Source organism: Dermacoccus sp. NHGro5 (assembly GCF_017565385.1).
GTDB classification, from domain to species: domain Bacteria; phylum Actinomycetota; class Actinomycetes; order Actinomycetales; family Dermatophilaceae; genus Dermacoccus; species Dermacoccus nishinomiyaensis.
Genome location: NZ_JAGEKQ010000005.1, coordinates 14037 through 37494, shown reverse-complemented (window position 1 = coordinate 37494; position 23458 = coordinate 14037). Strand labels below are relative to the sequence as shown.

At 70.5% G+C, this 23458-nt stretch carries 21 protein-coding genes; 11 read left to right on the top strand and 10 right to left on the bottom strand.

What is annotated here, in order from left to right:
* Positions 1-10: 10 nt before the first annotated feature.
* The 4 genes from J4Z35_RS02565 to J4Z35_RS02550 all read right to left on the bottom strand — a co-directional run bounded on the left by J4Z35_RS02565 (position 11) and on the right by J4Z35_RS02550 (position 3650).
* A complete protein-coding gene (locus J4Z35_RS02565) occupies positions 11-448 on the bottom strand; it encodes an AraC family transcriptional regulator (protein ID WP_074041130.1) in 438 nt (145 codons plus the stop codon).
* A 169-nt stretch (positions 449-617) separates the two neighbouring features.
* Positions 618-1964 carry a hypothetical protein gene (locus J4Z35_RS02560; RefSeq protein WP_074041129.1) on the bottom strand — a complete coding sequence of 449 codons (1347 nt, stop codon included), beginning with the start codon at positions 1962-1964 and terminating at the stop codon, positions 618-620.
* 205 nt (positions 1965-2169) lie between these two features.
* On the bottom strand, positions 2170-2667 hold the full coding sequence (gene rraA, locus J4Z35_RS02555) for a ribonuclease E activity regulator RraA (RefSeq protein WP_074041128.1): 498 nt from the start codon (positions 2665-2667) through the stop codon (positions 2170-2172).
* Between the two features lie 239 nt (positions 2668-2906).
* On the bottom strand, positions 2907-3650 hold the full coding sequence (locus J4Z35_RS02550; protein ID WP_062256320.1) for an AraC family transcriptional regulator: 744 nt from the start codon (positions 3648-3650) through the stop codon (positions 2907-2909).
* Between the two features lie 186 nt (positions 3651-3836).
* Between J4Z35_RS02550 and J4Z35_RS02545 the strand changes: the two genes are divergently transcribed.
* The gene (locus J4Z35_RS02545; protein WP_074041127.1) at positions 3837-7571 is read left to right on the top strand and encodes a proline dehydrogenase family protein; all 3735 of its coding nucleotides are present in this window, start codon (positions 3837-3839) and stop codon (positions 7569-7571) included.
* Positions 7572-7789: 218 nt separating this feature from the next.
* Here J4Z35_RS02545 and J4Z35_RS02540 read toward each other — a convergent pair whose 3' ends face one another.
* Complete coding sequence (locus J4Z35_RS02540; protein ID WP_074041126.1) at positions 7790-9502, bottom strand: serine/threonine-protein kinase; 1713 nt, start codon at positions 9500-9502, stop codon at positions 7790-7792.
* A 118-nt stretch (positions 9503-9620) separates the two neighbouring features.
* Between J4Z35_RS02540 and J4Z35_RS02535 the strand changes: the two genes are divergently transcribed.
* The 3 genes from J4Z35_RS02535 (at position 9621) to J4Z35_RS02525 (ending at position 11840) form a co-directional block, all read left to right on the top strand.
* Positions 9621-9917, top strand: coding sequence for a YciI family protein (locus tag J4Z35_RS02535; protein ID WP_074041125.1), 297 nt, complete (start codon positions 9621-9623; stop codon positions 9915-9917).
* Complete coding sequence (locus tag J4Z35_RS02530; RefSeq protein ID WP_083604026.1) at positions 9914-11116, top strand: alpha/beta hydrolase; 1203 nt, start codon at positions 9914-9916, stop codon at positions 11114-11116. The genes J4Z35_RS02535 and J4Z35_RS02530 overlap by 4 nt, the downstream gene beginning before the upstream one ends.
* 238 nt (positions 11117-11354) lie before the next feature.
* Complete coding sequence (locus J4Z35_RS02525) at positions 11355-11840, top strand: hypothetical protein (RefSeq protein WP_006943448.1); 486 nt, start codon at positions 11355-11357, stop codon at positions 11838-11840.
* Here J4Z35_RS02525 and J4Z35_RS02520 read toward each other — a convergent pair.
* Positions 11791-12684: a hypothetical protein gene (locus tag J4Z35_RS02520; protein ID WP_171969886.1), complete on the bottom strand. Its 894-nt coding sequence runs from the start codon at positions 12682-12684 to the stop codon at positions 11791-11793. The genes J4Z35_RS02525 and J4Z35_RS02520 overlap by 50 nt on opposite strands.
* A gap of 160 nt (positions 12685-12844) precedes the next feature.
* On the opposite strand from J4Z35_RS02520, the gene J4Z35_RS02515 reads away from it, so the two are divergent.
* Entirely contained in the window at positions 12845-13624 is a 780-nt protein-coding gene (locus J4Z35_RS02515; protein ID WP_038569692.1) for a polyprenol monophosphomannose synthase, read from the top strand.
* A gap of 80 nt (positions 13625-13704) precedes the next feature.
* Here J4Z35_RS02515 and J4Z35_RS02510 read toward each other — a convergent pair whose 3' ends face one another.
* Complete coding sequence (locus tag J4Z35_RS02510) at positions 13705-14235, bottom strand: GtrA family protein (protein WP_006943451.1); 531 nt, start codon at positions 14233-14235, stop codon at positions 13705-13707.
* A gap of 209 nt (positions 14236-14444) precedes the next feature.
* Here J4Z35_RS02510 and J4Z35_RS02505 point away from each other — a divergent pair, with 209 nt between their 5' ends.
* The 4 genes from J4Z35_RS02505 to J4Z35_RS02490 all read left to right on the top strand — a co-directional run bounded on the left by J4Z35_RS02505 (position 14445) and on the right by J4Z35_RS02490 (position 18532).
* Entirely contained in the window at positions 14445-16169 is a 1725-nt protein-coding gene (locus J4Z35_RS02505) for an FAD-binding dehydrogenase (RefSeq protein ID WP_038569691.1), read from the top strand.
* Positions 16170-16238: 69 nt separating this feature from the next.
* Positions 16239-16874 (top strand): ScbR family autoregulator-binding transcription factor, encoded by a 636-nt coding sequence (locus J4Z35_RS02500; RefSeq protein ID WP_051806221.1) that lies wholly within the window; start codon positions 16239-16241, stop codon positions 16872-16874.
* 12 nt (positions 16875-16886) lie between these two features.
* The gene (locus tag J4Z35_RS02495; protein ID WP_074041124.1) at positions 16887-18026 is read left to right on the top strand and encodes an AI-2E family transporter; all 1140 of its coding nucleotides are present in this window, start codon (positions 16887-16889) and stop codon (positions 18024-18026) included.
* Positions 18023-18532, top strand: coding sequence for an NUDIX domain-containing protein (locus tag J4Z35_RS02490; protein ID WP_006943456.1), 510 nt, complete (start codon positions 18023-18025; stop codon positions 18530-18532). The genes J4Z35_RS02495 and J4Z35_RS02490 overlap by 4 nt, the downstream gene beginning before the upstream one ends.
* A 21-nt stretch (positions 18533-18553) precedes the next feature.
* Here J4Z35_RS02490 and J4Z35_RS02485 read toward each other — a convergent pair whose 3' ends face one another.
* Both J4Z35_RS02485 and J4Z35_RS02480 read right to left on the bottom strand, forming a co-directional pair.
* Complete coding sequence (locus J4Z35_RS02485) at positions 18554-19186, bottom strand: response regulator transcription factor (protein WP_074041123.1); 633 nt, start codon at positions 19184-19186, stop codon at positions 18554-18556.
* Positions 19183-20574: a sensor histidine kinase gene (locus J4Z35_RS02480; protein WP_083604029.1), complete on the bottom strand. Its 1392-nt coding sequence runs from the start codon at positions 20572-20574 to the stop codon at positions 19183-19185. The genes J4Z35_RS02485 and J4Z35_RS02480 overlap by 4 nt, the downstream gene beginning before the upstream one ends.
* A 152-nt stretch (positions 20575-20726) precedes the next feature.
* Between J4Z35_RS02480 and J4Z35_RS02475 the strand changes: the two genes are divergently transcribed.
* On the top strand, positions 20727-21803 hold the full coding sequence (locus J4Z35_RS02475) for an ABC transporter permease (RefSeq protein WP_074041121.1): 1077 nt from the start codon (positions 20727-20729) through the stop codon (positions 21801-21803).
* A 94-nt stretch (positions 21804-21897) separates the two neighbouring features.
* Positions 21898-22593: an ABC transporter ATP-binding protein gene (locus tag J4Z35_RS02470; protein WP_074041120.1), complete on the top strand. Its 696-nt coding sequence runs from the start codon at positions 21898-21900 to the stop codon at positions 22591-22593.
* 288 nt (positions 22594-22881) lie between these two features.
* Here the strand turns inward: J4Z35_RS02470 and J4Z35_RS02465 are convergent, their stop codons facing one another.
* A complete protein-coding gene (locus J4Z35_RS02465) occupies positions 22882-23343 on the bottom strand; it encodes a hypothetical protein (RefSeq protein ID WP_074041119.1) in 462 nt (153 codons plus the stop codon).
* Between the last annotated feature and the right edge of the window lie 115 nt (positions 23344-23458).

Sequence of the window (23458 nt, the reverse complement as noted above, 5' to 3'; positions counted from 1 at the left end):
CCCTCGTCAACTACGCCAGGATCGGGAGGAGGCAGTCGACCTCGCCTTCACGTCGATAACTCTCGATCTGCGGACGGGACGAGTCGTGATCTGCCGAGCCGAAGAGGACGTCGAACGCCTCGCCGATGTGCCCGTAGACCTCCGGCGCTTCACCTCGTAGGCGCAGCCGAAGGTAGGCGCCACCCGGGATCGTCGTCTCGTCCAGACCCAGCGAATTTGCGGCGTCGCGATCCAACCGAATCGAGCACATGCGGTAGATGTGCGATCCGCCGTAGACGAGGCCCATCATGCGTCGTCCCCTCAGGGAGTCGAAGGCGTGCTCGAAGTCGGGCCACCCGGCTTGGATGCTCGGCAGGTCGAGGGGAACATCGCGGCTGAGCGCGGGAAGATCCTCGAGGTTGATGACATCGATCCTGCCCAAGGCGTGGCGTTCTGGATAGTCGCTCATGCGCCAGGTCTAGCCAAGATTTTGGAAGGTTTTCAAGTGTTCGGAGCAGTCAGGCGACGCCGGCCCGCAGGGATGGGCCGGCGAGCTCGACGCGCTGTCCGTGCTGGAGCCCAACCGCGACGGCAGCCCGTACGGTGGGTGACCGCCCCGCCGGCTGACCTGCGCGCCGTCAGCGACCGGTGCGAGCCCGCCACTCACGACGCGTCTCGCCCGGGCGCGGGGCGCTGTCGTCGTCGGAGGCGCTGGCGGCGGTTGCTTCGGGCGTCTGGGGGGTCGCCGCACCGGAGGCCGGCGGTTGGTTCGGCGTCTCGGTCGACGTGCCAGGGACGTCGGTGCGTGCGGCACCGGAGGTGGGCGTTTGGTCCGCCGCGCGTGACGGCGCACCGGGCGTATCAGTCGCGTCGGGGGTGTCAGTGGTGTCAGCGCTCGCGACAGCGGCGTTCTTGGGTTCTCTGGTCTGAGAAACACCCATCGACTCGCTCGCTTCGTCGGCGCCGGGCTCGACCACGTCAGGCTCGGCGGGCAGTTCGCGTCGGGCGTCGAGGGCGTCCTCGGTGGAGGATTCCTCGCGCGTGGAGGGCGTGGGGACCGGCTTCGGGCGCAACCCGGCCTCGGGGTCGCCGCCCTTCCACGCTGCGTGCTCCTCGGTGGTGCGCACGACGCCGTCCTCGCCGAGGACGAGGCCGTCGGGCAGATCGGGGGCATCCATCGGCATGACGTCGTCGGGGGAGTTCGGGTCTCCGTCACGGAACGTCGGGCCGACGCGTTCGGGGGAGTCGTACGCGGCCGACGGGTCGTCGAGACCGTGCGCCGGGAAACCGGCGAGCAGCTCGACCTGACCGACCGTCACCGACCCCGGTGCCGGCACGCCGTCGAGGGGGACGGGCGTGCACAGGTCGATCTCGCCGCACACCGTCGCGATCCGGGAGACGAGGAACTCGTGGCCCGTGACGGAGTTCGTGCGGATCTCGGCGAACTGGACGGTGCCGCTCAACGTCGCGAGAGGCGAATCGCTCGACGTGGCGGGCAGGAACGTCTCGATCTCCATCGGCGGCGGCCACGGCAGACCGAACTGCTTGACCTCGGCCGGCGGCTCACCTTCGACTCCGGGCATCGCACTGCGGGGCGAGTCGAAGAAATCCTCGACCGTCGCGAAGAACTCGGTGTCGACACCCATCGCGACGAGCGCGACGCGCCCCACCGCGGCCCAACCGACCGTGTACCGGTTGTTCGGCACGACCGTGAACGGGTCGAGCTCGAAACCCGAGACGTCCGTCAGCGTCACCTGCGCCAGACCGTTCTCGAGCGGCGTGATGCCGCGGTACGGAGTGCGCACCGGCGTGTCGAAACCAGGGCGCGCGTACTGCGCCGTGCGGTCGAGCAACAGCATCGCGCCACTCGAGTCGACCCAACGCGTCGTGCTCGACAACTCGTGCGCCGGCGCACCCTTGTCGCGCGCCAGGGCGGCCAGGGCAGCGGGGTCGGTAAAACCGATGCACGCGACAGTTGAACTCATGGGCGTAACGGTAGGCGAGCAGGTGGCCCCTCGCCACTCTCTCGGGGCGTTCGATCGCGTCGCGGCATGTGGTGGCCCGGCGCGGCCCGGCGCGGCACGCGGACGACGCGGTGCGCGGGTGGCATCGACGTCGGCCGGACCTGCGAGGCAGGCCTGCCATGCGGGCTGCGTCGAGAGCGGCATCAGGTCGGGCTTGTCGGGCCCGTCAGGACAGGAAGGTGGAGGCGTGTTCCGCGGACGTGACGACGATGCCGTCCTCGTCGCTCCACAGATGGTCGCCGGGCGTGAACGTGGCGCCCCCAAACGTCACCGGAACATCCTTCTCGCCCTTGCCGTCCTTCGCCGACTTGCGCGGGTTCGTGCCGAGAGCCTTGGTGCCGAGGTCGAGTTTCGCGACGGCGGCGCTGTCACGGATGGCGCCGTTGATGATGACGCCCTCCCACCCGTTCGCGACGGCGGCCTCGGCGATCATGTCGCCCATCAGGGCGCTCTCGACGTTGCCGTCGCCGTCGACGACGAGCACCTTGCCCGCGCCCGGCGAGTTGAGTGTCTCCTTGACGATCTGGTTGTCGCGGAAGCACTTGATCGTCACGATCGTGCCGTTGAACCGCGCGCGTCCGCCGTATTGAGTGAACTGGGTGGAGCACGAGTCGAGCGCGTCGCCGAGCTCGTCATAGAGGTCGGCGGTGGCGATGTCGGCCATGAGAGGCGTCCTTTCGTCGGGTTCGAAGGGCATGCAGGTCCACGCTATTTCGCGAGGACGCCCCATGGGGCGTCGCGGGCCGCGGATCAAGACGAGTCGCGGCGGTGACGGCCGGGGTCGGAGCGATGAACGGTGAATGTGTACGAAGATCGCAGAATCGGGATGCTGTCGGCGCGCGGGCGGTGCCGGCCGTTGGCTGGGGTGGGGCTCGGGATCAGGTCGGATCGGGTCGGGTCACGTCAGCCCTGGGTGCTGCGCTCGCGGCGATAACGTCCCGGGGGCATGCCGACGAGGCGCGTGAACGTGCGGTTGAACGCGGCCTGGTCGGAGTAGCCGCAGCGGTCGGCGATCTGCGCCAGCGTCAGCTCTTTGGCGGTGAGCATCTCTCGCGCGGCGTCGATGCGTGATGACAGGACGAGTTGGCGCGGCGAACGTCCGAACACGCGGCGCGAGCGTCGCTCCAGCGTGTCGACGGAGCATCCCGCGACGCGGGCGAGATCCTGCGACGTCACCGGCTGGTCGAGGTGCGCGTCGATGTAGGCGCGCACGGCGCCGAGCGACGTCATCGCCGGGTCGTCCTCGGCGGCCTCGCCGACGTCCTGCGACATGCTGGCGATGCCGACGACACGCCCCGCCTCGTCGCGCAGCGGCACCTTCGCCGTGATGTGCCAACGAAACGGCCCGCCCGAGGCGCGGATCAGCTCGAGCTCGTTGAACAGCGGCTTGCCGGACGACAGGACACGCGCGTCCTGCTCCTCGTAGCGCTCGGCGAGCTCCGGCACGAACAGTTCGGCCGCGCGACGCCCGACGACGTCACCGCGCGAGCGCTTGTTCGTGCGCTCGACGAACGTCGGGTTGACGGCGAGGTAGCGACCGTCCGCACCCTTGACGCAGAACATCGTGCCCGGCAGGTGATCGACCATTTCGAGGACGGCGGGTCCGAGCGCGCCACGTAGGGCGTCGAGCGTCGGTGCCGTCGTCATGAGGGAAGGGTAGCGGGCGTGTCGGCACCGCCAGGCCCACAGACCTCGCCAGCCCCACAGGTCCCTGGGTCTTCCCGTCCCGCCGGCGACACGAACCGTCACGACGAGCCGTTCTGGCCGATACCCGCGGCGAGGCTGCGGCAGGCGGGCAAGACTTTAGCGGTCAGGAGGGGTTTGACTGGTGGTATGAGCCAGATCACTGACGGACCCCACACCCCGGGCGCCACCACCGTCGACACCACCCCGTCCGACGACGCTGCGACGTTCGCCGAACTGCACGACCTCGTCGAGGACGCCGTCGCCCTCGCGAACCGTTGGAGCGACGCGACCGAGGCCGGCCAGACGAAGGCCGAGAAGCGCACGAGCGACCAGCTCGGCGCGCTGCTGCGTGACGAGAAGGGCCTCGACCTCGCGGTGAAGTTCGTCGACCGCGTCGCGCGCCCCGAGGACAACACGGCCGCCGCGCGCGAGCTCGCGCGCCTGTCGTCGAACGAGGCGACCGGGTTCATGGGCAAGCTCGACGCGAAGCTGCTCGGCCTCGGTTCCCGCCTCGCGACGACGATGCCGCCCGTCGTCGTGCCCGCGGCGCGCACGCGTCTGCGTCAGCTCGTCGGCCACCTCGTCGTCGACGCGAGCGACCCGACGCTCGCGAAGCACCTCGTCAAGGCGCACGCCGACGGCTTCCGCCTCAACATCAATTTGCTCGGCGAGGCCGTCCTCGGTGAGGCCGAGGCCGCGCGTCGCACCGAGGAGACGCGCAAGCTGCTCGCGCGCGACGACGTCGACTACGTCTCGATCAAGGTCAGCTGCCTCGTCTCGCAGATCTCGACGTGGGACGCCGAGGGCACCGTCGAGCGCGCCCTCGAGCGGCTGCGTCCGATCTACCGCGTCGCGAACGGCACGGCGAGCGACGCGTCGTCGCCATCGTCGAACACCGGTGACGCCAACGCCGACGCAGGCCAGCCGGGTGGGGGCGCCGCGAACGTCAACCGCGGCGACATCAAGAAGAAGTTCGTCAACCTCGACATGGAGGAGTACCGCGACCTCGACCTGACGATCGAGCTGTTCACGCGCCTGCTGTCGGAGCCGGAGTTCCACGACCTCGAGGCGGGCATCGTCCTGCAGGCCTACCTGCCGGACGCGGTGCCGGCGCTCGAGCGTCTCATCGCGTTCGCGAAGGAGCGCAAGGCCAACGGTGGCGCGGGCATCAAGGTGCGTCTCGTCAAGGGCGCGAACCTCGCGATGGAGCGCGTCGAGGCCGAACTGCACGACTGGAAGCAGGCGCCGTACACGTCGAAGGAGGACGTCGACGCGAACTACCTGCGCTTCATCGAGCGCGCGACGCGCGCCGACGCGATGGAGGTGTGCCGCCTCGGTGTCGCCTCGCACAACCTGTACGACGTCGCGATGGCGCACCTGCTCGCCGAGAAGCGTGGCGTGAGCGAGCACCTCGACGTCGAGATGCTGCAGGGCATGGCGCCGTCGCAGGCCCGCGCGGTGAAGGCCGACGTCGGCACCGTCCTGCTCTACACGCCCGTCGTGAAGCGCGAGGACTTCGACGTCGCCGTCTCCTACCTCATCCGTCGCCTCGAGGAGAACGCGGCGGAGCAGAACTTCCTGCACGCCATGTTCAGCCACGACGAGGGTGCGGCCGAGCGTCACAAGTACGTGCGTGACGGCCTCGTCGGCACCGGTGCGCTGTCGGCGATGCAGGACCAGGAGCGACGCTTCCGTGAGTCGATCGACGCGATCGCCTCGACGCCCGTCGGCCCGCGACGCTCGCCCGAGCGCGCGCCGATCGGAGACTTCTTCGAGAACACGGCCGACTCCGACCCGGCGCTGCCCGCGGTGCGCGATTGGGCGCGGGAGGCCGTCACGCGTCAGCCGGCGCCGCTGACGTCGCCGCAGCTCACGTCGCGTGAGATGGTCGACGACGTCGTCGCGCGCGGCGTCGCGGCGCAGGCCGGGTGGGCCGGACGTTCCAACGCCGAGCGTGCCGCGCTGCTGCGTGAGGCGGCGCGGGAGATCGAGAAGCGTCGCGGTGATCTCGTCACCGTCGCCGCCGCCGAGGGGGGCAAGACGATCGACCAGGTCGACCCGGAGATCTCCGAGGCGATCGATTTCGCGCGCTACTACGCCGACCGCTGCGAAGAGTTGGTCACCGGAATGGCTTCTGACGGAGCGCGATTCGAGCCTCACCGACTCACGCTCGTCACTCCGCCGTGGAACTTCCCCGTCGCCATCCCGATCGGTTCGGTGCTCGCGGCGCTCGCGAGCGGATCGGCCGTCGTCATCAAGCCGGCACCGCAGACGGTCGGCTGCGTCGAGGTCGCGATGGAGGCCCTGTGGGCCGCGGGCATCCCGCGCGACGCCGCGCAGGTCGTCCGCGTCGAGGAGGACGACAACGGTCGTGCGCTCGTCGCGCACGACGACGTCGACACCGTCATCCTCACCGGCTCGATCGAGACGGGTCGCCTGTTCGCCGGGTGGCGCGCGCGTCACGCCGGTGGGCCGCGCGTGTTCGGTGAGACGAGCGGCAAGAACGCACTCGTCGTCACGCCCGCCGCCGACCTCGACCTCGCCGCCGCCGACCTCATGAAGTCGGCGTTCGGGCACGCCGGGCAGAAGTGCTCGGCTGCCTCGCTCGGCATCCTCGTCGGCTCGGTCGCGACGTCGAAGCGGTTCCGTGAGCAGCTCGTCGACGCCGTGAAGTCGCTGCGCGTCGGCTGGCCGAGCGACCTCGGCACGACGATGGGCCCCGTCATCGAGCCGCCGTCGGGCAAGCTGCTCAAGGCGCTGACGACGCTCGAACCGGGTGAGACGTGGCTCGTCGAGCCGAAGCAGCTCGACGACACCGGCCGCCTGTGGAGCCCCGGCCTCAAGGACGGCGTGAAGCCCGGCTCGTTCTTCCACATGACCGAGGTCTTCGGCCCCGTCCTCGGCCTCATGCACGCCGACACGCTCGAGGAGGCGCTCGAACTGCAGAACGCGACGCAGTTCGGCCTCACCGCTGGCATCCACAGCCTCGACGAGGACGAGATCACGTATTGGCAGGAGCACGTCGAAGCGGGCAACTGTTACGTCAACCGTCACATCACGGGCGCGATCGTGCAGCGTCAGAGCTTCGGCGGGTGGAAGGAATCCGTCATGGGCCCCGGCGCGAAGGCGGGCGGGCCGAACTACGTCGCGCAGTTCGGCACGTGGGTGCCTGACGGCGTCGCGCGTCAGGGCGCGCCGATCATGCCGCGGGTGCGCGACCTGCTCGAGATCCTGTCGCCGCTGGCGCGAAACGAAGCCGACCGCGAGTGGCTGCATGCGGCGCTGCGTTCCGACGCGTTCGCGTGGCGCGAGGAGCTCGGCATCGAGGCCGACCCGTCGTCGCTGCGCGCCGAGTCGAACGTCTTCCGCTACCGCCCGCAGCCGCAGGTCGTCGTGCGCGCCGAGCTCGGCGAGACGGCGGCGCACGGCGACGCTGACGCCGTCGCGGATCGCACGCTCGCCGAGGCGGCGCGACTCGTGCTCGGAGCACACCTCGTCGGTTCGAGCGTGTACCTGTCGTGGGATGTCGCGCTGCAGCCGGCGCTCACACGCCTGGCGGCGACGGGCGAGGGACGTCAGGCACTCGTCTGGCTGAACCGCATGGGGTCGGTCGGGAGCTCGGCGCAGTTCGTCACGTGGTGCCGTGAGCGCACGCGTGACGGTGAGCCGTTGCGCATCCGCATGGTCGGCGCGGACGCCGACGGCGAGACGGCTGCCGCGCTCGCGTCGGCGCCCGGCGAGGACCAGGGCGCGAGCATCACGCCGCTGTTCGGTGAGGTGCTGTCGACGGGACGCCGGGAACTGCTGACGTTCCTGCGCGAACAGGCCATCTCGCGCACACTGCACCGCTTCGGCCACGTCGCGCCGGAGCTGATGCGCTGACCGGTTGACGCCGAATCGGTGGCCCACCGAGGTCTGCTGCGTGACGAGCCGTAGGGGGCGGCTCGTCACGCAGTTGGTTCGGGTCGCATGTGGACGAGATTCGCGAGTGTGGACGTGGATCGCGAATGTGGACGAAAATCGCAGGTGGGCGGGGCCTGAGTGAGTGGGTGGCGCCGGGGGTATTTTCAGGGCGTGGGGCCAGCAGGGCGCCCTGGGCGTCAGGATGTGCGCAGGGTGCCGGCGACGAGGGCGACCGGGGCGGTGTCGAGCGCGGGCGAGCAGCCGATCGAGTCGGTGTCGACGCTCAACGTCCGGGCACCGCTGACGGGCACGCGCAGTGTCTTGGCCTGCTTGCCGCCGAGGGCGACGGTCTGCTTGGCGCTGCCGTCGACGCGGACGGTCACGGTCGTCGTGCCCTCCGGCTGCATGTTCGTCCCCCCGGGCTGGGCGTCGGTGGCGCCGACGGTGAACGTCACCTCGTCGTAGCGACGATCGAGGGTGAACTGTGCAGCGGCGGTGCACGCCTGACGGTCGGTGAGCAGCGGTGTGACGGCGTCGTCGTACGAGGATCCGCCGACGCGTACGCTCGCCGTGCGCGCCCCGCCCGACAGCGCGCCCGACAGGGGGACGTCTCGTGGCTGCGCCGAACGACTGGACGTGGACGATGACGGCGCCGGAGCTGCGCGATGCGACGAGGAGGAGTCGCGCAGCAGCAGCCACGCGACGAGCGCGATGAGAGCGAGACCGGCGACGAGCGTCACCGCCAGCCAGACGCTGCGCCGGTGCTGCCCCCCGCTCGGAGTGTCGCTCGTCGTCGACGCTGTGCCCAGGTGATCGGCGGGATTCGCCCCACCCGGGCCGGCCACGCCAACCGCGCCGACCGCCCCACCTGTGGCCGCAGGCGGCGCCGCCACCGCCGCGGCGGCGCCTGACATGGGCACGGGCGATCCGATGGGCGAGGCGCTTTCCGACGCCCCTGCGGCGACGATCCGTGACGTCCGCGGCGGTGCGCTGAGCACGGGCGCGGCTGGGGCGCCGGCGAACTGCGGCGCCATGGCCCACAGGCGCTGTGCCACGGCTGCGGCATCGTCCGGGCGTTCGTGCGGGTTCTTCGCGAGCAACTCGGCGATGAGCACCCACAGGGCATCGGGGATGCCGTCGGGGCGCGTCGGCGCGTGATCGGCGTGCAGGCGCAGCAACGCGACGGGCGAGTCCGCGTGGAACGGCACCGCGCCGCACGCCATCTCGTACAGCGTGACGCCGAGCGCGTACAGGTCGCCCGCACGTCCGCTCGGTTGCCCGTCGCCGAGTTCGGGGGCGAGGTACTGCGGCGTGCCGATGACGTTCGCCGTCGCCACCTGCCCCGTCTGCGTGACGAGGGAGGCCACCCCGAAGTCGGCGAGCTTCGGCACGAGAGTGCCCAGCGCGTCGGTGGACGTCGGCGTCGATGCGGCGGCGGGCAAGACGGTCTCGGTCGTAGCCCTCGACATCGCGTCAGGGTCGTCGGCGAGCAGGACGTTCTCGGGCTTGAGGTCGCGGTGCAACACACCCGCGCCGTGGACGGCGGCGAGGCCCTGTGCGATCTGGGCGCCGAGCGTCGCGACATCGTGCGGGGGCAGGTTGCCGCGCCGTTGCAGGAGGGCGCGCAGGGAGTCGCCGGCGACGTAGTCCATGACGATCGCGAGGCGCGGGCCCTCGACGACGAGGTCGTGCACGCGGATGACGTACGGGCTGCGCAGGCCGACGAGGAGGTTGCGTTCCTGCAGGAAGCGCGCGACGACGCCGGGGTCGTCGGCGAGTTCGGGGCGCAGCAGTTTGAAGGCCAGGGTGTGGCCGTCGACGTCATGCCCGACCCACACCTGCCCCATCGCGCCCGAGCCGATCTGCCGCTCGAGCGTGTAGCGGCTTCCCAGCTGCCAACTCTCGCTCACGCCGAGTTCCCTCCCTGCCTCGTTGGGATGATCCTATGGGCGCGCCGCCGCGTCTGGGGCTACTCTCGGGCACCAACCCCGACTTGCCCGCCGACCGGCGCGTGGCGTAGGAGAGATCATGGCCATCTTCGCTGTCACCTACACGTATTCCGACGACGTCGCCGCCCGCGACGCCCACCGCCACGAGCACCGCACCTACCTCTCGCAGGTCGAGGGCATGCTGCTGTCCGGCCCCCTCGCCGAGCCCGACGGTGCGCTGCTCGTCATCGCCGCGCCGACGCGTGAGGATGTCGCCGAGCGCCTCGACCGCGACCCGTTCTTGCTCGAGGGCATCGTCGTCGAACGCACGATCCGCCCCTACACGCCCGTCCTCGGCTCGCAGGCGCCGACGTTCGCCGAGCACCTCGAACGATGACGGAGACGCCACGCGAGCCCGCACCTTACGGCACGTCCGGCACCTCGTTCGTCGACACCTCGCGCCTCGCCGAGAGGGCAGACATTGACGAATCGCCGGCGTCTGAGGGCGCATCGTCGAGCCACGCAAATGTGTCGCTGGCGAACGCGGACCTGCCGGAGCCGAAGCTGCCACCGATCACGAGCGTCGTCATCGACATCGGGGACGATCGCGTCGAGGTCTTCCACCGCGACAGCGGGCCTGATGATCAGCCCGACAACGCCTCGAGTGACGGGGGTGTCGACGTCCCGGGCGTGAACGCGTCGCTCGCCGGCGAGCAACGGGAGCACGCCGCGGCTGACGCTGCGGCCGACCCTGGTGCCGCCGACGCTGAGCCCCACCCCGAAGCCGCGCCGACTGGTCGCCCGACGTATGTGCTCGTCCATGGTCTCGGCGGCAGCCTCGCCAACTGGGAGCCGTTGTGGCCGTTCCTCACCGAGCACGGTCGCGTGCTGGCGCTCGACCTCGCAGGGTTCGGCCGCACGAGTGGGTCGAACCGCTCAGCCGTCTCCGACAACGTCGATCTGCTCGCGGCGTACCTGCGTCAGCTCGGTCTGAGCGACGTCGTCCTCGTCGGCAACTCGATGGGCGGGATGATCGTCGCGATGATGACCGCGAAGCACCCTGAGCTCGTGTCGCGTCTCGTGCTCGTCGACCCCGTGCTGCCGCTGCACCCGCAGGATCGGCCGCACTGGTCCGTGCTCGTCACCTTCTCCCTCTACATGTGTCCACCCGCGGCGCGACGCGTCATCCCGCGTTACGCCGCGCGCCGCGGCATCGACCGCATGGGCGTCGAGGGCGTCCTGACGGTCGTCGCCGACCCGCATCGCGTGCCGAAGTGGGTGATGCGACGCTCCGTCGAGGAGGTCCGTGCTCTGGCCGAGAACCAGGACTCCGTGCCCGGGCTCGTGCGGGCCGCCAACTCGCTCGTCGTGGCTGCTGGAAGCCCGCGCTACCGTCGCGTGCTGAGTGAGTTGCGGGTGCCCGTCACGCTCGTGCACGGCGAGCGCGATCGCCTCGTGCCCGTCTCCGCGGCGCGTCGCATCGCCGCTCGTCACCCGGCCTGGGCGTTCCTCGAAGGCCCCGGCCTCGGCCACGTGCCGATCTACGAGGCCGCGGGGTGGGTCGCACGCTGCATCGTGGGGGCGGCAGCGTCCTGACGAGCAAGACGGCCCGAGCCCGACGCCCGGCTCGGGCCGCCGATTGCCGGCGCCGTGCATGGTGTTTACCACCGCTCGCTCAGGATCGCCTCGCGCGCGCTGGTTCTGGTCGCTGGTGGATGGCACTGTGCGTGGCGGGTGTCACCGCGTGCTGACTGGCCGCCAAGGTCACGAATGTGTCACGGTGGAGTCGATCGTCCGTCATCGTGACCCACCCCGACCTTCCTGAGAGGACCCAGTGACCTTCACTCTTCGACCCGCCCGCACGCTGTCGGTGCTCGGTGCCTGCGCCGGTCTGACGCTCACGCTCGGTGCCTGCGGCAACAGCGGCGACGACCCGAGCGTGCAGGTCAGCCAGTCGAGTTCGGCCTCCGGCAAGCCCGGCGCGACACTTGCGCTGCGCAAGGCCTGCATCTCGTCGAACAGCCAGGTCGTCTCGGCGAACGCGGCGTGGAACGACGCCGTCGACTCTCACAAGGACGCCGACCTGCAGAAGGCGACGAAGACGATGGGTTCGCTCGCGGATTCGCTGCGCTCGGACGGGAAGCAGTCCGGTGATTCGTCGTTCAAGAAGAAGGCCGACGCAGCTGCGGCTCAGGTCGATGCGTTGAAGAAGGCGGAGAAGCCGGCGAAGACGGTCGACACGACGTCGTACAACAGCGCCGTCGAGGACCTCACGAGCTACTGCTCGACGATGTTCCCCCAGGCATCGAAGAGCGCCTGAGCAACGCCTCTTCGAGAGCGGCCCGCGCCGAGTCGCGGGCCGCTCTCGCTGCGTCGTAGGCCTTCTGCGCCGCCTCGACGCGGACTCGCAACCGCGCGATGCGGGCATCCATCTCGGCCAGCGCTGCCTTCTCGCGCTGCTCCTGCTCGGCCCGCCGCCTCTGGGCGCTCTCGCGCTCGGCGGCCCCACGTTCGGCTTTCTCCTGCTCGTCCTCATCCCGCCGGCTCTGGGTGTCGGCGACCTGCGGGGAGGCTCCATCCGCGGAGGAGGAAGCGGATGGGGCTGATGTCGCGGCCGCAGCACCGCGGATTCGGTCTTGGGCAGGCGTACCGCCGGCGACGAGTCGCAGCGCGGGGCGCGCAGGCGCGTCGCGGTGCGCGACGGCGTCGGTGAGGTCGACGTCGCCCCACCCGCTGTAGCTCAGTGGTCGCACGAGTGCGCGGGTCGCCACGGCGTCGGCTGCCTGCCGGTCCGCGATCGCCGCGAGCAGCGTGGCGCGCACGGCCTCGGCGAGCGAGCCGTTCAGGTCGTGCCGCGTGACGATCTGCTGCAGCAGTTCCTGCCGTCGGGCCGACAACTCCTTGAGCGTGGCCGCGTCGAGCGAGGTCTGCGCGGCACGCATCTGTTCGCCGAGGGCGAGGACGTCGCTGATGGCGCCGTCGTCGAGGTGGTTGACGGCCGCGGCCGCGGCGGTGGGCTTGCGGAGCGCGGCGATCTCACGGGCAGCATCGCGCTCACCGGCGGTACGTGCGGCTGCGGCGAGTTCCTTGCGCACCGCGACGAAGTCGGCCGGGTCGCCGCCGTAGAGCGTCGTGACGGCCTCGGCGACGGTGCCCATGTTCATGTCGGCGCTCATGCGGCCCGGCCGGGGGGTGTGCGTCGCACGAGGGCCTGCGGATGCCCGGCGACCGCGATTCGTGCTGGGTTCATTGCTCCATTGTCCGTCGCCACCGATAGGGTATGCACAGCCTGGCGCCCGCCTGGCGCTCGTGGGGAGGTCTTTGGTGGTCGACGCAGCGGATCGCGCACCGATCGAGCGAGTGCTCGTTCTCGTGCCGACGTACGACGAGCGGGAGAACCTGCCGGTCATCGTCGAGCGCATCCGGAGTGCCGTCCCCGACGCCGACATCCTCGTCCTCGACGACAACTCGCCCGACGGGACAGGGCAGCTCGCCGATGAGATGGCGGCGGCCGACGCCCACGTGCACGTCATGCACCGTCGCGGCAAGGAGGGCCTCGGCAAGGCCTACCTCGCCGGTTTCGCGTGGGGTCTGGAGCGCGGCTACGACGCGCTCGTCGAGATCGACGCGGACGGTTCGCACCCGGCCGAGGAACTGCCTGCGATGCTCGCGCTCGCGGCCGGCGCCGACCTCGTCATCGGCTCCCGCTGGATCAAGGGCGGCTCCGTCGTCAACTGGCCGAAGAACCGCGAGATCCTCAGCCGCGGCGCCAACGTCTACGTCCAGGCGATGCTCGGCACCCGAGTCCATGACGCGACGGCCGGGTTCCGCGTCTACCGCGCGACGCTGCTGCGCCAGATCGACCTCGCGAGCGTGACGTCAGCCGGTTACGGCTTCCAGATCGACCTGACGTGGCGCTCGATCCGGGCCGGGGCGCGCATCGTCGAGCACCCGATCCGATTCAGCGAGCGCGAACTCGGCACGTCGAAGATGTCGGGCAACATCATCAGCGAGGCGCTGCTCGCCGTCGCCGGCTGGGGTCTCGAACTGCGGCGCGAACAGGCCGGGCACCTCCTGTCGCGGGTACGGGCGCGACGGTCCTAGCGTTCGAGGGTGATGTGGTCGGGCACCTCGTGTCCCGGGTGGGCGCACGGCGCTCAGCCCCCTGATCCCGCTCCTGCGCGTCAGGCTTTCGGATCCTCTGCGGCGGCGCCGAACACGATCGTCCGGTAGGCGACGAAGCGCAGGATGGTGCCGATTCCGATGCCGATGAGGGCGTGCACGTTCTCCCACAACGCGCCGCGGGCCCCCAGCACGTAGTGCGCGAACGCGACCCAGGCCGAGGTGGCGGCGAGTGCGACACCGTTGACGGCGAAGAACAACACGACCTCGTGGTGCAGCGGACGGTTCTCGCGGTGACGGAACGTCCAGTACCGGTTGCCGACCCATGCGAACACGGTGGCCACGGCGCCCGAGATGATCTTCGCGGTCGTCACCTTGCCGTCGAGCGGGCCGGCGCGCAGCCAGTTGTACAGGCCCATGTCGATGAAGATGTTGAGCACGCCGATGATGCCGAACGTGCTGAGCTCGCGCCAGAACGCGGCGAGCGGGGACGACGCCGTAGTCGCCTGGTGCCCGGACGAGTCGGCCCCGAGCGATGACGCTCCGGCCGCGGGCGTCTCGTCGGGGCGCGCCGCTGCGGTCCGTGAGGTCATAACGTCCGATGCTACCCATTGCGCCTTCTGACGGGCTGAGAACGTCAGCACATCGGACGGCCGCGCAGCGCCTTTTCGTCGTTCGTCGATGCGCCCGAAAACCCGTGAGTACAGTGATCGGCATCACATCGAACCCTGGCGTTCGATACAGGCCGCGACGTGACGCGTCGTCCCGAGACAGTGCGTGCGACGAGACTTTGGAGGTGGGCATGGACGGGAAGAGTTTCGACGCGATCGTCGTGGGCGCGGGGCTGGCAGGTCTCGTGGCGGCGGCCGAACTAACGTCGCGGGGGCGCCGCGTCGTCGTCGTCGAGCAGGAGAATCGCGCCAATCTGGGCGCTCAGGCGCACTGGTCGTTCGGTGGGTTGTTCCTCGTCGACTCGCCCGAGCAGCGCCGCCTGCGGGTGCGCGACAGCCTCGAGCTCGCGTGGCAGGACTGGTGCGGCAGCGCCCAGTGGGACCGCCTCGAGGGTGAGGCGAACGCGTCCGGTGAGCCCCTCGGTGAGGACGTCTGGGGAAAGCGCTGGGCGCGCGCCTACGTCGAGTGGGCGGCCGGCGGCAAGCGGGAGTGGTTGCGCGAGAACGGAATCGAGCTCACGCCAATGGTCGGGTGGGCCGAGCGAGGCGACGGTCGCGCCGGGGGTCACGGCAACTCGGTGCCCCGCTTCCACATCGCGTGGGGCACCGGCACGGGCGTGAGCGGCCCCTTCGTCGAGAAGGCGCTCGATGCCGAGGCCCGGGGCCTGCTGACGTTCGCGCACCGTCATCGCGTCGACGAATTCATCGTCGAGACCCCTGCCGACGGTGGTGCTCGCGCCGTCACCGGCGTGCGCGGCAGCGTCCTCGCTCCCGACGACGCGGAGCGCGGTGTCGCGTCGAACCGCGACGTCGTCGGCGGGTTCGAGTTCACGGCGCCGTCGGTCATCGTCGCGAGCGGTGGCATCGGTGGCAACCACGACCTCGTGCGGCGCTGGTGGCCGGCGGATCTCGGCGAGGCGCCGCGTTCGATGCTGACGGGGGTGCCCGCCTACGTCGACGGGCGCATGCTCGAGATCGCCGCGGACGCGGGCGCGCGCCTCGTCAACCGTGATCGGATGTGGCACTACACCGAAGGCATCCGAAACTGGAACCCGGTGTGGCCGCAGCACGCCATCCGCATCCTGCCCGGCCCGTCGCCGCTGTGGTTCGACGCGATCGGACGTCGCATGCCGATGCCGTGCCTGCCCGGTTTCGACACGCGCGGCACGCTGCGTCACCTGCGCAGCGACCCGGCGATCCGCGCGTACGACCACTCGTGGTTCATCGTCACCCAACCGATGCTGGAGAAGGAGTTCGCCCTCTCCGGCTCGGAGCAGAACCTCGACCTGACGTCCGGGAGCCGCCGCGAGGTCGTGCGGGCGCGGCTGGCGAAGGGTGCGCCGCGAGCGGTCGCCGACTTCGTCGAGCACGGCGAGGACTTCGTCGTCGCCGAGACGCTCGAAGAGCTCGTCGCGAAGATGAACGAGTTGACGGACGAGCCGCTGCTCGATGCGGCACACGTGCGTCGGCAGATCGAGGAGCGTGACGCGCAGGTCGACAACGCCTACGGCAAGGACGTGCAGGTCATGGCGATCCACAACGCGCGCCGCTACCTCGGCGACCGGCTGGCGCGCGTGTCGGCGTCGCACCGCGTGCTCGACGAGAGGCAGGGCCCGCTCGTCGGCATCAAGCTGCACGTGCTGACGCGCAAGAGTCTCGGCGGCATCCAGACCGACCTCGACTCGCGCGTGCTCGACGCTCGCGGCCGCGTCGTGCCGGGGCTGTTCGCCGCCGGTGAGGCCGCCGGCTTCGGTGGGGGAGGCGTCCACGGCTTCAACGCGCTCGAGGGCACGTTCCTCGGAGGATGCCTGTTCTCCGGGCGAGCGGCCGGGGTGGCCGCCTCCCGAGTGGCATGACGGACGACATAACAATTCGTGATTGAATCCGCAGGCCGAAATACGAGACGACCATGAGGGGGTGGCTCGGTGGCGCAGCGGAAAATCACCCAGGCGCGTGCGCACGAGACGCGCTCTCGCATCCTGACGGGCGCCGCCGAGGCGTTCGCCGAGCACGGTTTCGCCGGCGCGACCATCGCCGACATCATGACGCGCTCGGGCGTGACGAAGCGCGCGCTGTACTTCCACTTCGACACGAAGGAAGAGGTCGCCGACGCCGTCCTCGCCGCGCACACGACGTGGCTGCGCGACGCCGTCGCCGCCCTGGCGGGCTCGCCGGTGCAACGCCTCGTCGACTACGGCTACCTCACCTGTGACGGGCTCGCCGACGACCCGATCTTCCAGGCGACGGCTCGGCTCGCGATCGAGCGCGAGACCTACGGCGCGGGGCGTCCGGCGTCGTTCGGGGTGTGGCAGGAGACGACCCGCGACATGCTCGACGAGGTTGCCGCTGCGGGGTGCCTCAATGCCGGGGTCGACACGGGCGTCGTGGCGCGCATGCTCAGTGCGCCCGTCCTCGGGCTGCACCTGTCAGCACGCGCGAGCGACCCGTCGTCGCGCCTGCACGCCGAGATCGAACAGTTCTGGACGCACGCCGGGGCGACCCTCGTGAGGCCCGAAGCGCTCGCCGGTGTGACGCTGCGTCGCGCCCGCCCCACCGCGTGACACTCTTGGGCCATGGAACAGCAGAAGGTGGAGTCGGCGCGTGAGGCCGTGCCGTACGGCGTGCGGGTGGCCGCGTGGTGGTCGGTGTGCCTGCTCGCCATCGCCGTCGGGGTGCTCGCGTTCTTCTGGGGCGTCACGCGTCTCGGCGTCGTCACCGTCTCCTTCGTCACCGGGGTGATGTTCGCGGCGCTCCTCGCTCCGATCGTGTCGTGGCTGGTGCGGCGCGGCGTGGGGCGCACGACATCCGCGGTCATCGCGTTCTTCGTCGGTGTCGGTTCGGCTGCGGGGCTGATCGCGTTCGTCGTGGCGCAGATCGACGACTCCAGCGGCGAGTTCGCCCGACAGCTGACGCTCGCCGAGCAGGGCGCGCGGCACTGGCTCGTCGACGGGCCGCTGAAGATCGACGAAACCTCGGCGAGCCGCTACACGACCGACCTCGGAACGACGCTGAGCAACCACACGGCCGACATCGTCGGCTGGGCGGCGGCGCACGTCGGCATCGTCACGGGCGGGCTGTCGGCGCTGCTGCTCACGCTGTTCTGCGCGTTGTTCCTGCTCGCCGACGATGGCTCCATCTGGCGTTGGATCGTGCGGCTGCTGCCGCGTGGCGCGCACAACCACGTCGACCTCGCGGGCGCGGCGGCGTGGCGCACCCTCGTCGTCTACATGCGCTCGCTCGTGCTGCTCGCCCTGCTCAACGCGGCGGCGATGCTGCCCGTCCTCTGGTTCGCGGACGTGCCCCTCGCCGTCCCGCTGACCGTCGTCATCTTCCTCGGCTCGCTCATCCCGCTCGTCGGGGTGCTGCTCGCCGCGGCGCTCATGTTCGCCGTCGCGTTCGTCGGCAACGGGCTCGTCACCGCGCTCGTGCTCGTCGCGATCCTCACGGTGCTCGTGCAGCTGCTCGGCAACCTCGTCAACCCCCTCATCCTCGGACGGTTCGTCGACCTGCACCCCGTCGTCATCCTCATCGGCGTGAGCGCCGGCACGCTGCTCGGCGGGGCGTTCGGCGCGTTCACGGCCGTGCCGCTCATCGCCGTCGTCAACAACATGGTCAAGGTGATGCGCAGCTACCATCTCGAGGAACACGGCGGCGAGGATCTCGACGCCGTCGACGAACGTCAGCTCGAACGCCGCGCCAAGGAGGCCATGTGAACGCCGAGCGTCCCGGAGCGCTGCGGATGGCCGCGCTGCGCGTCTACCGGATGCTGCCCGCCGGGCTCAGCCACCGCATCGTGCACGCCATGCAGCCGACGTTCAGCGCCGGCGCCGTCGCCATCATCGAGCACGACGGGCGCGTGCTTGCGCTGCGTCAGGCGCACCGCAGCGGATGGTCGCTGCCGGGCGGCCTCATCGACGCCGGCGAACAACCGCAGGACGCCGTCGTGCGTGAGGTGCGTGAGGAGACGGGCCTCGACATCGAACCGGGCAGCGTCATGGCCACTGATTTCGACCCGGAGATCCGGCACGTCGACGTCATCTTCCGCGTCGTGTGCGACGAGCGCCCCGAGGTCGAGGTGGCGAGCGAAGCCCTCGAATCCGGATGGTTCGCGCTCGACGAACTACCGCACCCCGACAAGTCGACGCGCCGCATCCAGCGCGCCGTGCGCCTCGCGCGGCAGCCATCAAGCGTGGGGCGTGTCGTCGGGCGCGGCGACTGAGGGTTCAGCCCTGCGCGCTTCTCAGCGCAGCAGCCCGGCGCGTCGTGCGAGTGCCACCGCTTCGGTGCGCGAGGTGGCGCCCAGTTTTTCGTTGATGTGCACGAGGTGCGTCTTGACGGTCGCCTCGGAGACGAAGAGGTGCTTCGCGATCTCCTTGTTCGTCGCGCCGCCGGCGACGGCGTCGAGCACGTCGAGTTCGCGGGCCGTCAGCGTCGGTGCGGGCGAGGACAACCGGTTGACGAGGCGCGCCGCGACGGCGGGCGCGAGCACCGTCTCGCCGCGTGAGGCGCGGTGCACGGCCTCGACGAGGTCGGCGGGCGGTGCGTCCTTGAGCAGGTAGCCGGACGCGCCGGCCTCGACGCCGCGCACGATGTCGGCGTCCGTGTCGTAGGTCGTGAGGATGAGGACGCGGGGCGCGTCGTCGCGGGCGCGGATGGCGCGCGTCGCCGCGACGCCGTCGAGGCCGGGCCCCATCTGCAGATCCATGAGGACGACGTCGGGGCGCACCCCCTGCTCGGCGAGGCGGTCGAGCACGCGCAGGGCCTCCTCGCCGCTGCCGGCCTCGTCGAGGACGTCGATGCCCGACGCGTCGAGCAGCGCTCGTAGGCCCGCGCGCACGACGGGATGGTCGTCGGTGAGGATGACGCTCGTCATCGGAGGCTGCTTTCCGTCGAGGGTGTCACGTGCGGTTCGACTCCGGCCGCCAGGGCGGGGGCGGGCTCGGTGTTCTCCTGCCTCACCGCCGTGTAGGGGCCGCTGGTGGGGATGGTCGCGATGAGGGCGGCGCCCTCGCCGGGCTGGGATTCGATCTCGAGGTGGCCGCCGAGTGCGTCGAGGCGTTCACGCATGGCGCGCAGGCCGAATCCGCTGCCGCCCAGGGGCGCGCGTTCGCCGTCGGCGCCGGTGAAACCCACGCCGTCGTCGATGACTTCGAGGCCGACCTCGTCGGGTCGGTAGCTGAGTGTCACGCCGACGCGCTGCGCTTTGCTGTGGGTGCGCACGTTGGCGAGGGCGCTCTGCGCGATGCGCAGCAGCGCGACATCGACTGGGGCCGGCAGTGGGCGCGGTTCGCCGTCGCAGGTCGTGTCGGCGCGGATGCCGGTGTGCTCCGTCAGGCGCGCGGTGAGGCGTTCGAGAGCGCCGGACAACGGCGCGGCGACGAGGTCGCTCGGCGTCAGGGCATGGACGACCTCGCGCGAGTCGGCGAGGCCCTGCGCGGCCGTCGACTCGATCTGCTCGAGCAGGCGCACCATCTCGTCGCCGGCGTGCGCGGCGCTGTCGCGGGTGGCCTGGGCGCTCGCTGGCTGGGTGCGGGCGTGCTGGTTACGGGCGAGGCCCGCGCGCGACAGCAACACGATGCTGGAGAAGCCCTGCGCGAGGGTGTCATGGATGTCGTGCGCGAGGCGCTCGCGCTCGGCGAGCACGCCCGCGCGGTGCTGGGCGAGGGCGAGCGTCTCCTGCGTCGCGAGCACGTCGTCCTGCGCGGCGACGAGCTGGGTGACGAGTTCGCGGCGGCGCGTGTTCTCCGCGCGCAGCTGGGCGTACACCCACGAGATGCCGAGCGCGACGATCATTCCCATGATCGGGCCGATGACGGTGCCGACGTTGCGTCCGTCGGGGCGTGAGACGAGGGCGGCGACGCTCGCGACGAGGACGAGGGGCACGAGGGCGGCGGCGATGGGCCGGATCGCGACGTGCAGGACGAGGAAGTACAGCGCGAACGCCACCCACGCGAAGTCAGGCGCGACGGCGAGCGTCAGGCACCACGCGAGCGTCAGCGCGACGATCCACACCTGGCCGGTGTGCGAATCCAGGGCGGCGCGCAGCGACTGGGCGCGGCGCGCGCGGCGTTCGACGACGAGGCCGCTCAGGTAGACGCCGGTGAACACGACCGTCGCGGCGATGACGGCGAACGGTGGGGCGTCTCCTGCGAGCGCCCGGATCACCCCAACGACGAGCAGCACGACGAACAGGACGTGCATCGCGGCCTGCATGATGCGGATGGTGCGCTCGGAGTCGGTGGTGGGGTCGGTAGCACTCATCGCCGCCCATTGTGCCGCGTGGATGCGTCGGACGCGCACGGACGTCAACCGAACGGTTGATGCGTTCTCCCACTGCCTGGGTGATGCGCGCAGGGGGTGAATCGCGCTGGAATGGAGAAAACCTGGAGAACCTGTGCCGAAAGAAGAGGTTGATGTTCCTCGCAACTCGAGACCTTGCGTACGCCAAGGGGCGTTTCGCCCTCATCGGCGGCGTCATCGCCCTGATCACGCTGCTCGTCGTCATGCTGACCGGCCTCGCGGCCGGCCTCGGGAAGGAGAGCGTGTCGGCCATCGACACGTTGCCCTCGCACGGTGTCGACCAGATCGGTTTCTCGGCCCCTGCGAAGGGGCAGAAGGTCGGGTATGACAGCTCCCACGTCGAGTCGAAGGACATCGACCAGATCAAGTCGGTCAAGGGCGTCACCGACGCCTCGCCCCTGACGATCACGCAGGGCCGCGCGAGTGTCTCCGGTGTGCCGTCGGCGGTCGCCGTCTTCGCCGTCCCGGACGGTTCGTTCGCCGCGCCGAAGGGGGTGAAGAACGGCTCCGTCGTCGTCGGCAAGACGATCACGAAGGACGCCGCGCTCAAGGAGGGCGAGTCGATCTCGTTCAACAACAAGAGCGTTCGCGTCGAGAAGCTGAGCGACGACGCGTCGTACCAGCACCAGCCCGTCGTGTGGATGACCGAGAGCGACGCGAAGGCCGCCGGCCTGCTCGGCCAGGGCTCGGGCACCGTCGCGCTCGTCAAGACGGGCAGCGGGTTCTCGAAGGACGCGCTCACCTCGGCGACCGGCCTCGACGTGCAGGACCCGAAGACGTCGCTCGGCACGATCAGCGCCTACCAGGCCGAGAACGGCTCGCTGACGCTCATGCGCGTCATGCTCATGCTCGTCTCCGCCCTCGTCGTCGGCGCGTTCTTCACCGTCTGGACGATCCAGCGCACGCCCGACCTCGCCGTCCTCAAGGCGATGGGCGCGCACACCGGCTACCTCGTGCGTGACGCCATGGGTCAGGCCGCCATCCTGCTGCTCGTCGGTGGCGGCCTCGGCACGATCGTCGCGACCGTCCTCGGCTACTTCGCGCAGGGCACGGTGCCGTTCGTCCTCAGCCTCACCACCACGCTCGTCCCGCTGGCGCTGCTGTTCGTCCTCGGTCTGCTCGGCGCGCTCGTCAGCGTGCGCCGCATCGTGACCGTCGACCCCAACACCGCACTGGGGGCCGCGCGATGAGCCTTCGTCGTCATGCACCCGTACCTCGTGTCGAAGGCCGCGCGATGAGCCTCGACGCCACCCTCGTCCCCACCACCGCGCCAGGAGCAGCCCGATGAGCCTCGACGTCAAGAACGCCACGCTGACCTTCCCCGACGGCGCCTCGGGGCGCATCACGGCCGTCAACGACGTGTCGCTGCACGTCGCTGCGGGCGAGTTCGCCGCGGTGACGGGCCCGTCGGGTTCCGGCAAGTCGTCGCTGCTCGCCGTCGCCGGTCTGCTGCAGACGCCCGACTCCGGTGTCGTGACGATCGACGGCAAGGTCGTCTCGGGGCTCTCGCACAAGGACGCCGCGGCCGTGCGCCTCGCGTCGATCGGGTTCGTGTTCCAGCAGAGCAACCTCATCGCGTCGCTGACGTCCGTGGAGCAGCTCGAGATCGTTGCGCGCATCGCCGGGCGTCACGGCAAGGACACCGCATCGAGGGCCGAGGAACTGCTCGCCGCCGTCGGGTTGGAGAAGGTTTTCGACCGCCGCCCCGCAGCGCTCTCCGGCGGTCAGCGTCAGCGTGTCGGCATCGCCCGTGCGCTGATGAACGAGCCGAAGCTGCTGCTCGTCGACGAACCGACCGCGTCGCTCGACACCGAGCGCGGCACCGCCGTCGTCGAACTGCTCGGCAAGGTGACGCACGAGCACCAGGCCGCGACCATCATGGTGACGCACGACCTGCACACCCTCGACGCGGTCGACTCGCTGCACGAGATGGTCGACGGGCGCCTGCGCACGCTCGATGCGGCGCCGACGCAGGGTTGATGTCGGCGCCTCGTCGTAGTGCTGGCCTCGGCGCCTGATCGCGTCGACGGAGACGTCGCGAGGAATCGGGTGTAGGCGAACATGACGCCGGCCGGATGCGACCAGCATCCGGCCGGCGTTCGTCGTCTCATGGTTGCGGCGTCTCACGGTGGCGTCGCCTCGTGGCTTGGGCGTCTCGACGGTAGGTGTGAGGTCGGCGAGTCGTTGGGGACGGGATTCGCAGATGGGGACGCGAATCGCGGTTGGGGACGGGGGTTCGAGCTGGCGTCTGTTCTCGCGCGGCGTTGGTCAGGCTCTGACGTGAGCCAGCTGCGTCGTCGTGGCCGGCGCGTCATGCATCAGGGCGAGGCGTAGGCATCCGAGAGCGATGGGGATCTCGGCGGCGAGCGCCATGGCGACCGCGGTGGCGAGCGAACTCGTCGTGGTCGCGTTCGCGATGTCCGTGACGGCGTCGAGGACGAACAGCGTCGCGGCGACGAGCCCGATGAGCCAGGTGGCCGCGGCGCGTCGACCGGCGGCGAGAACGAGTGCGGTGAGGGCGAGGAGTTCGCTCACGTCGAGCCCCACCCATGCTGCGAGGCTCGCAGGGTCGACGCGCTGCGCGTCCAGGCGCAGGTAGAGCACCGGGATCCAGGCTGCGAGGACGCCGCCTGCCACCGTCAGGGCTCGTGTCACCGTCGTGTTCTCCACGTCCCCCACGTTCGCGATCGCGTGTGGGTGGGTGATGTCGAGATCCTGTGCGTCGGCCATGAAAGCTCGCGGGCGATCTGGCGTGGTGTTGACGTCGCGATGTCGACGTGGTGCGGTGCCGCAGCGCGGGCGTGGGGGAGAGCCGGGGGGAAGCCTGGCCGTGGGGCGGTGGCAC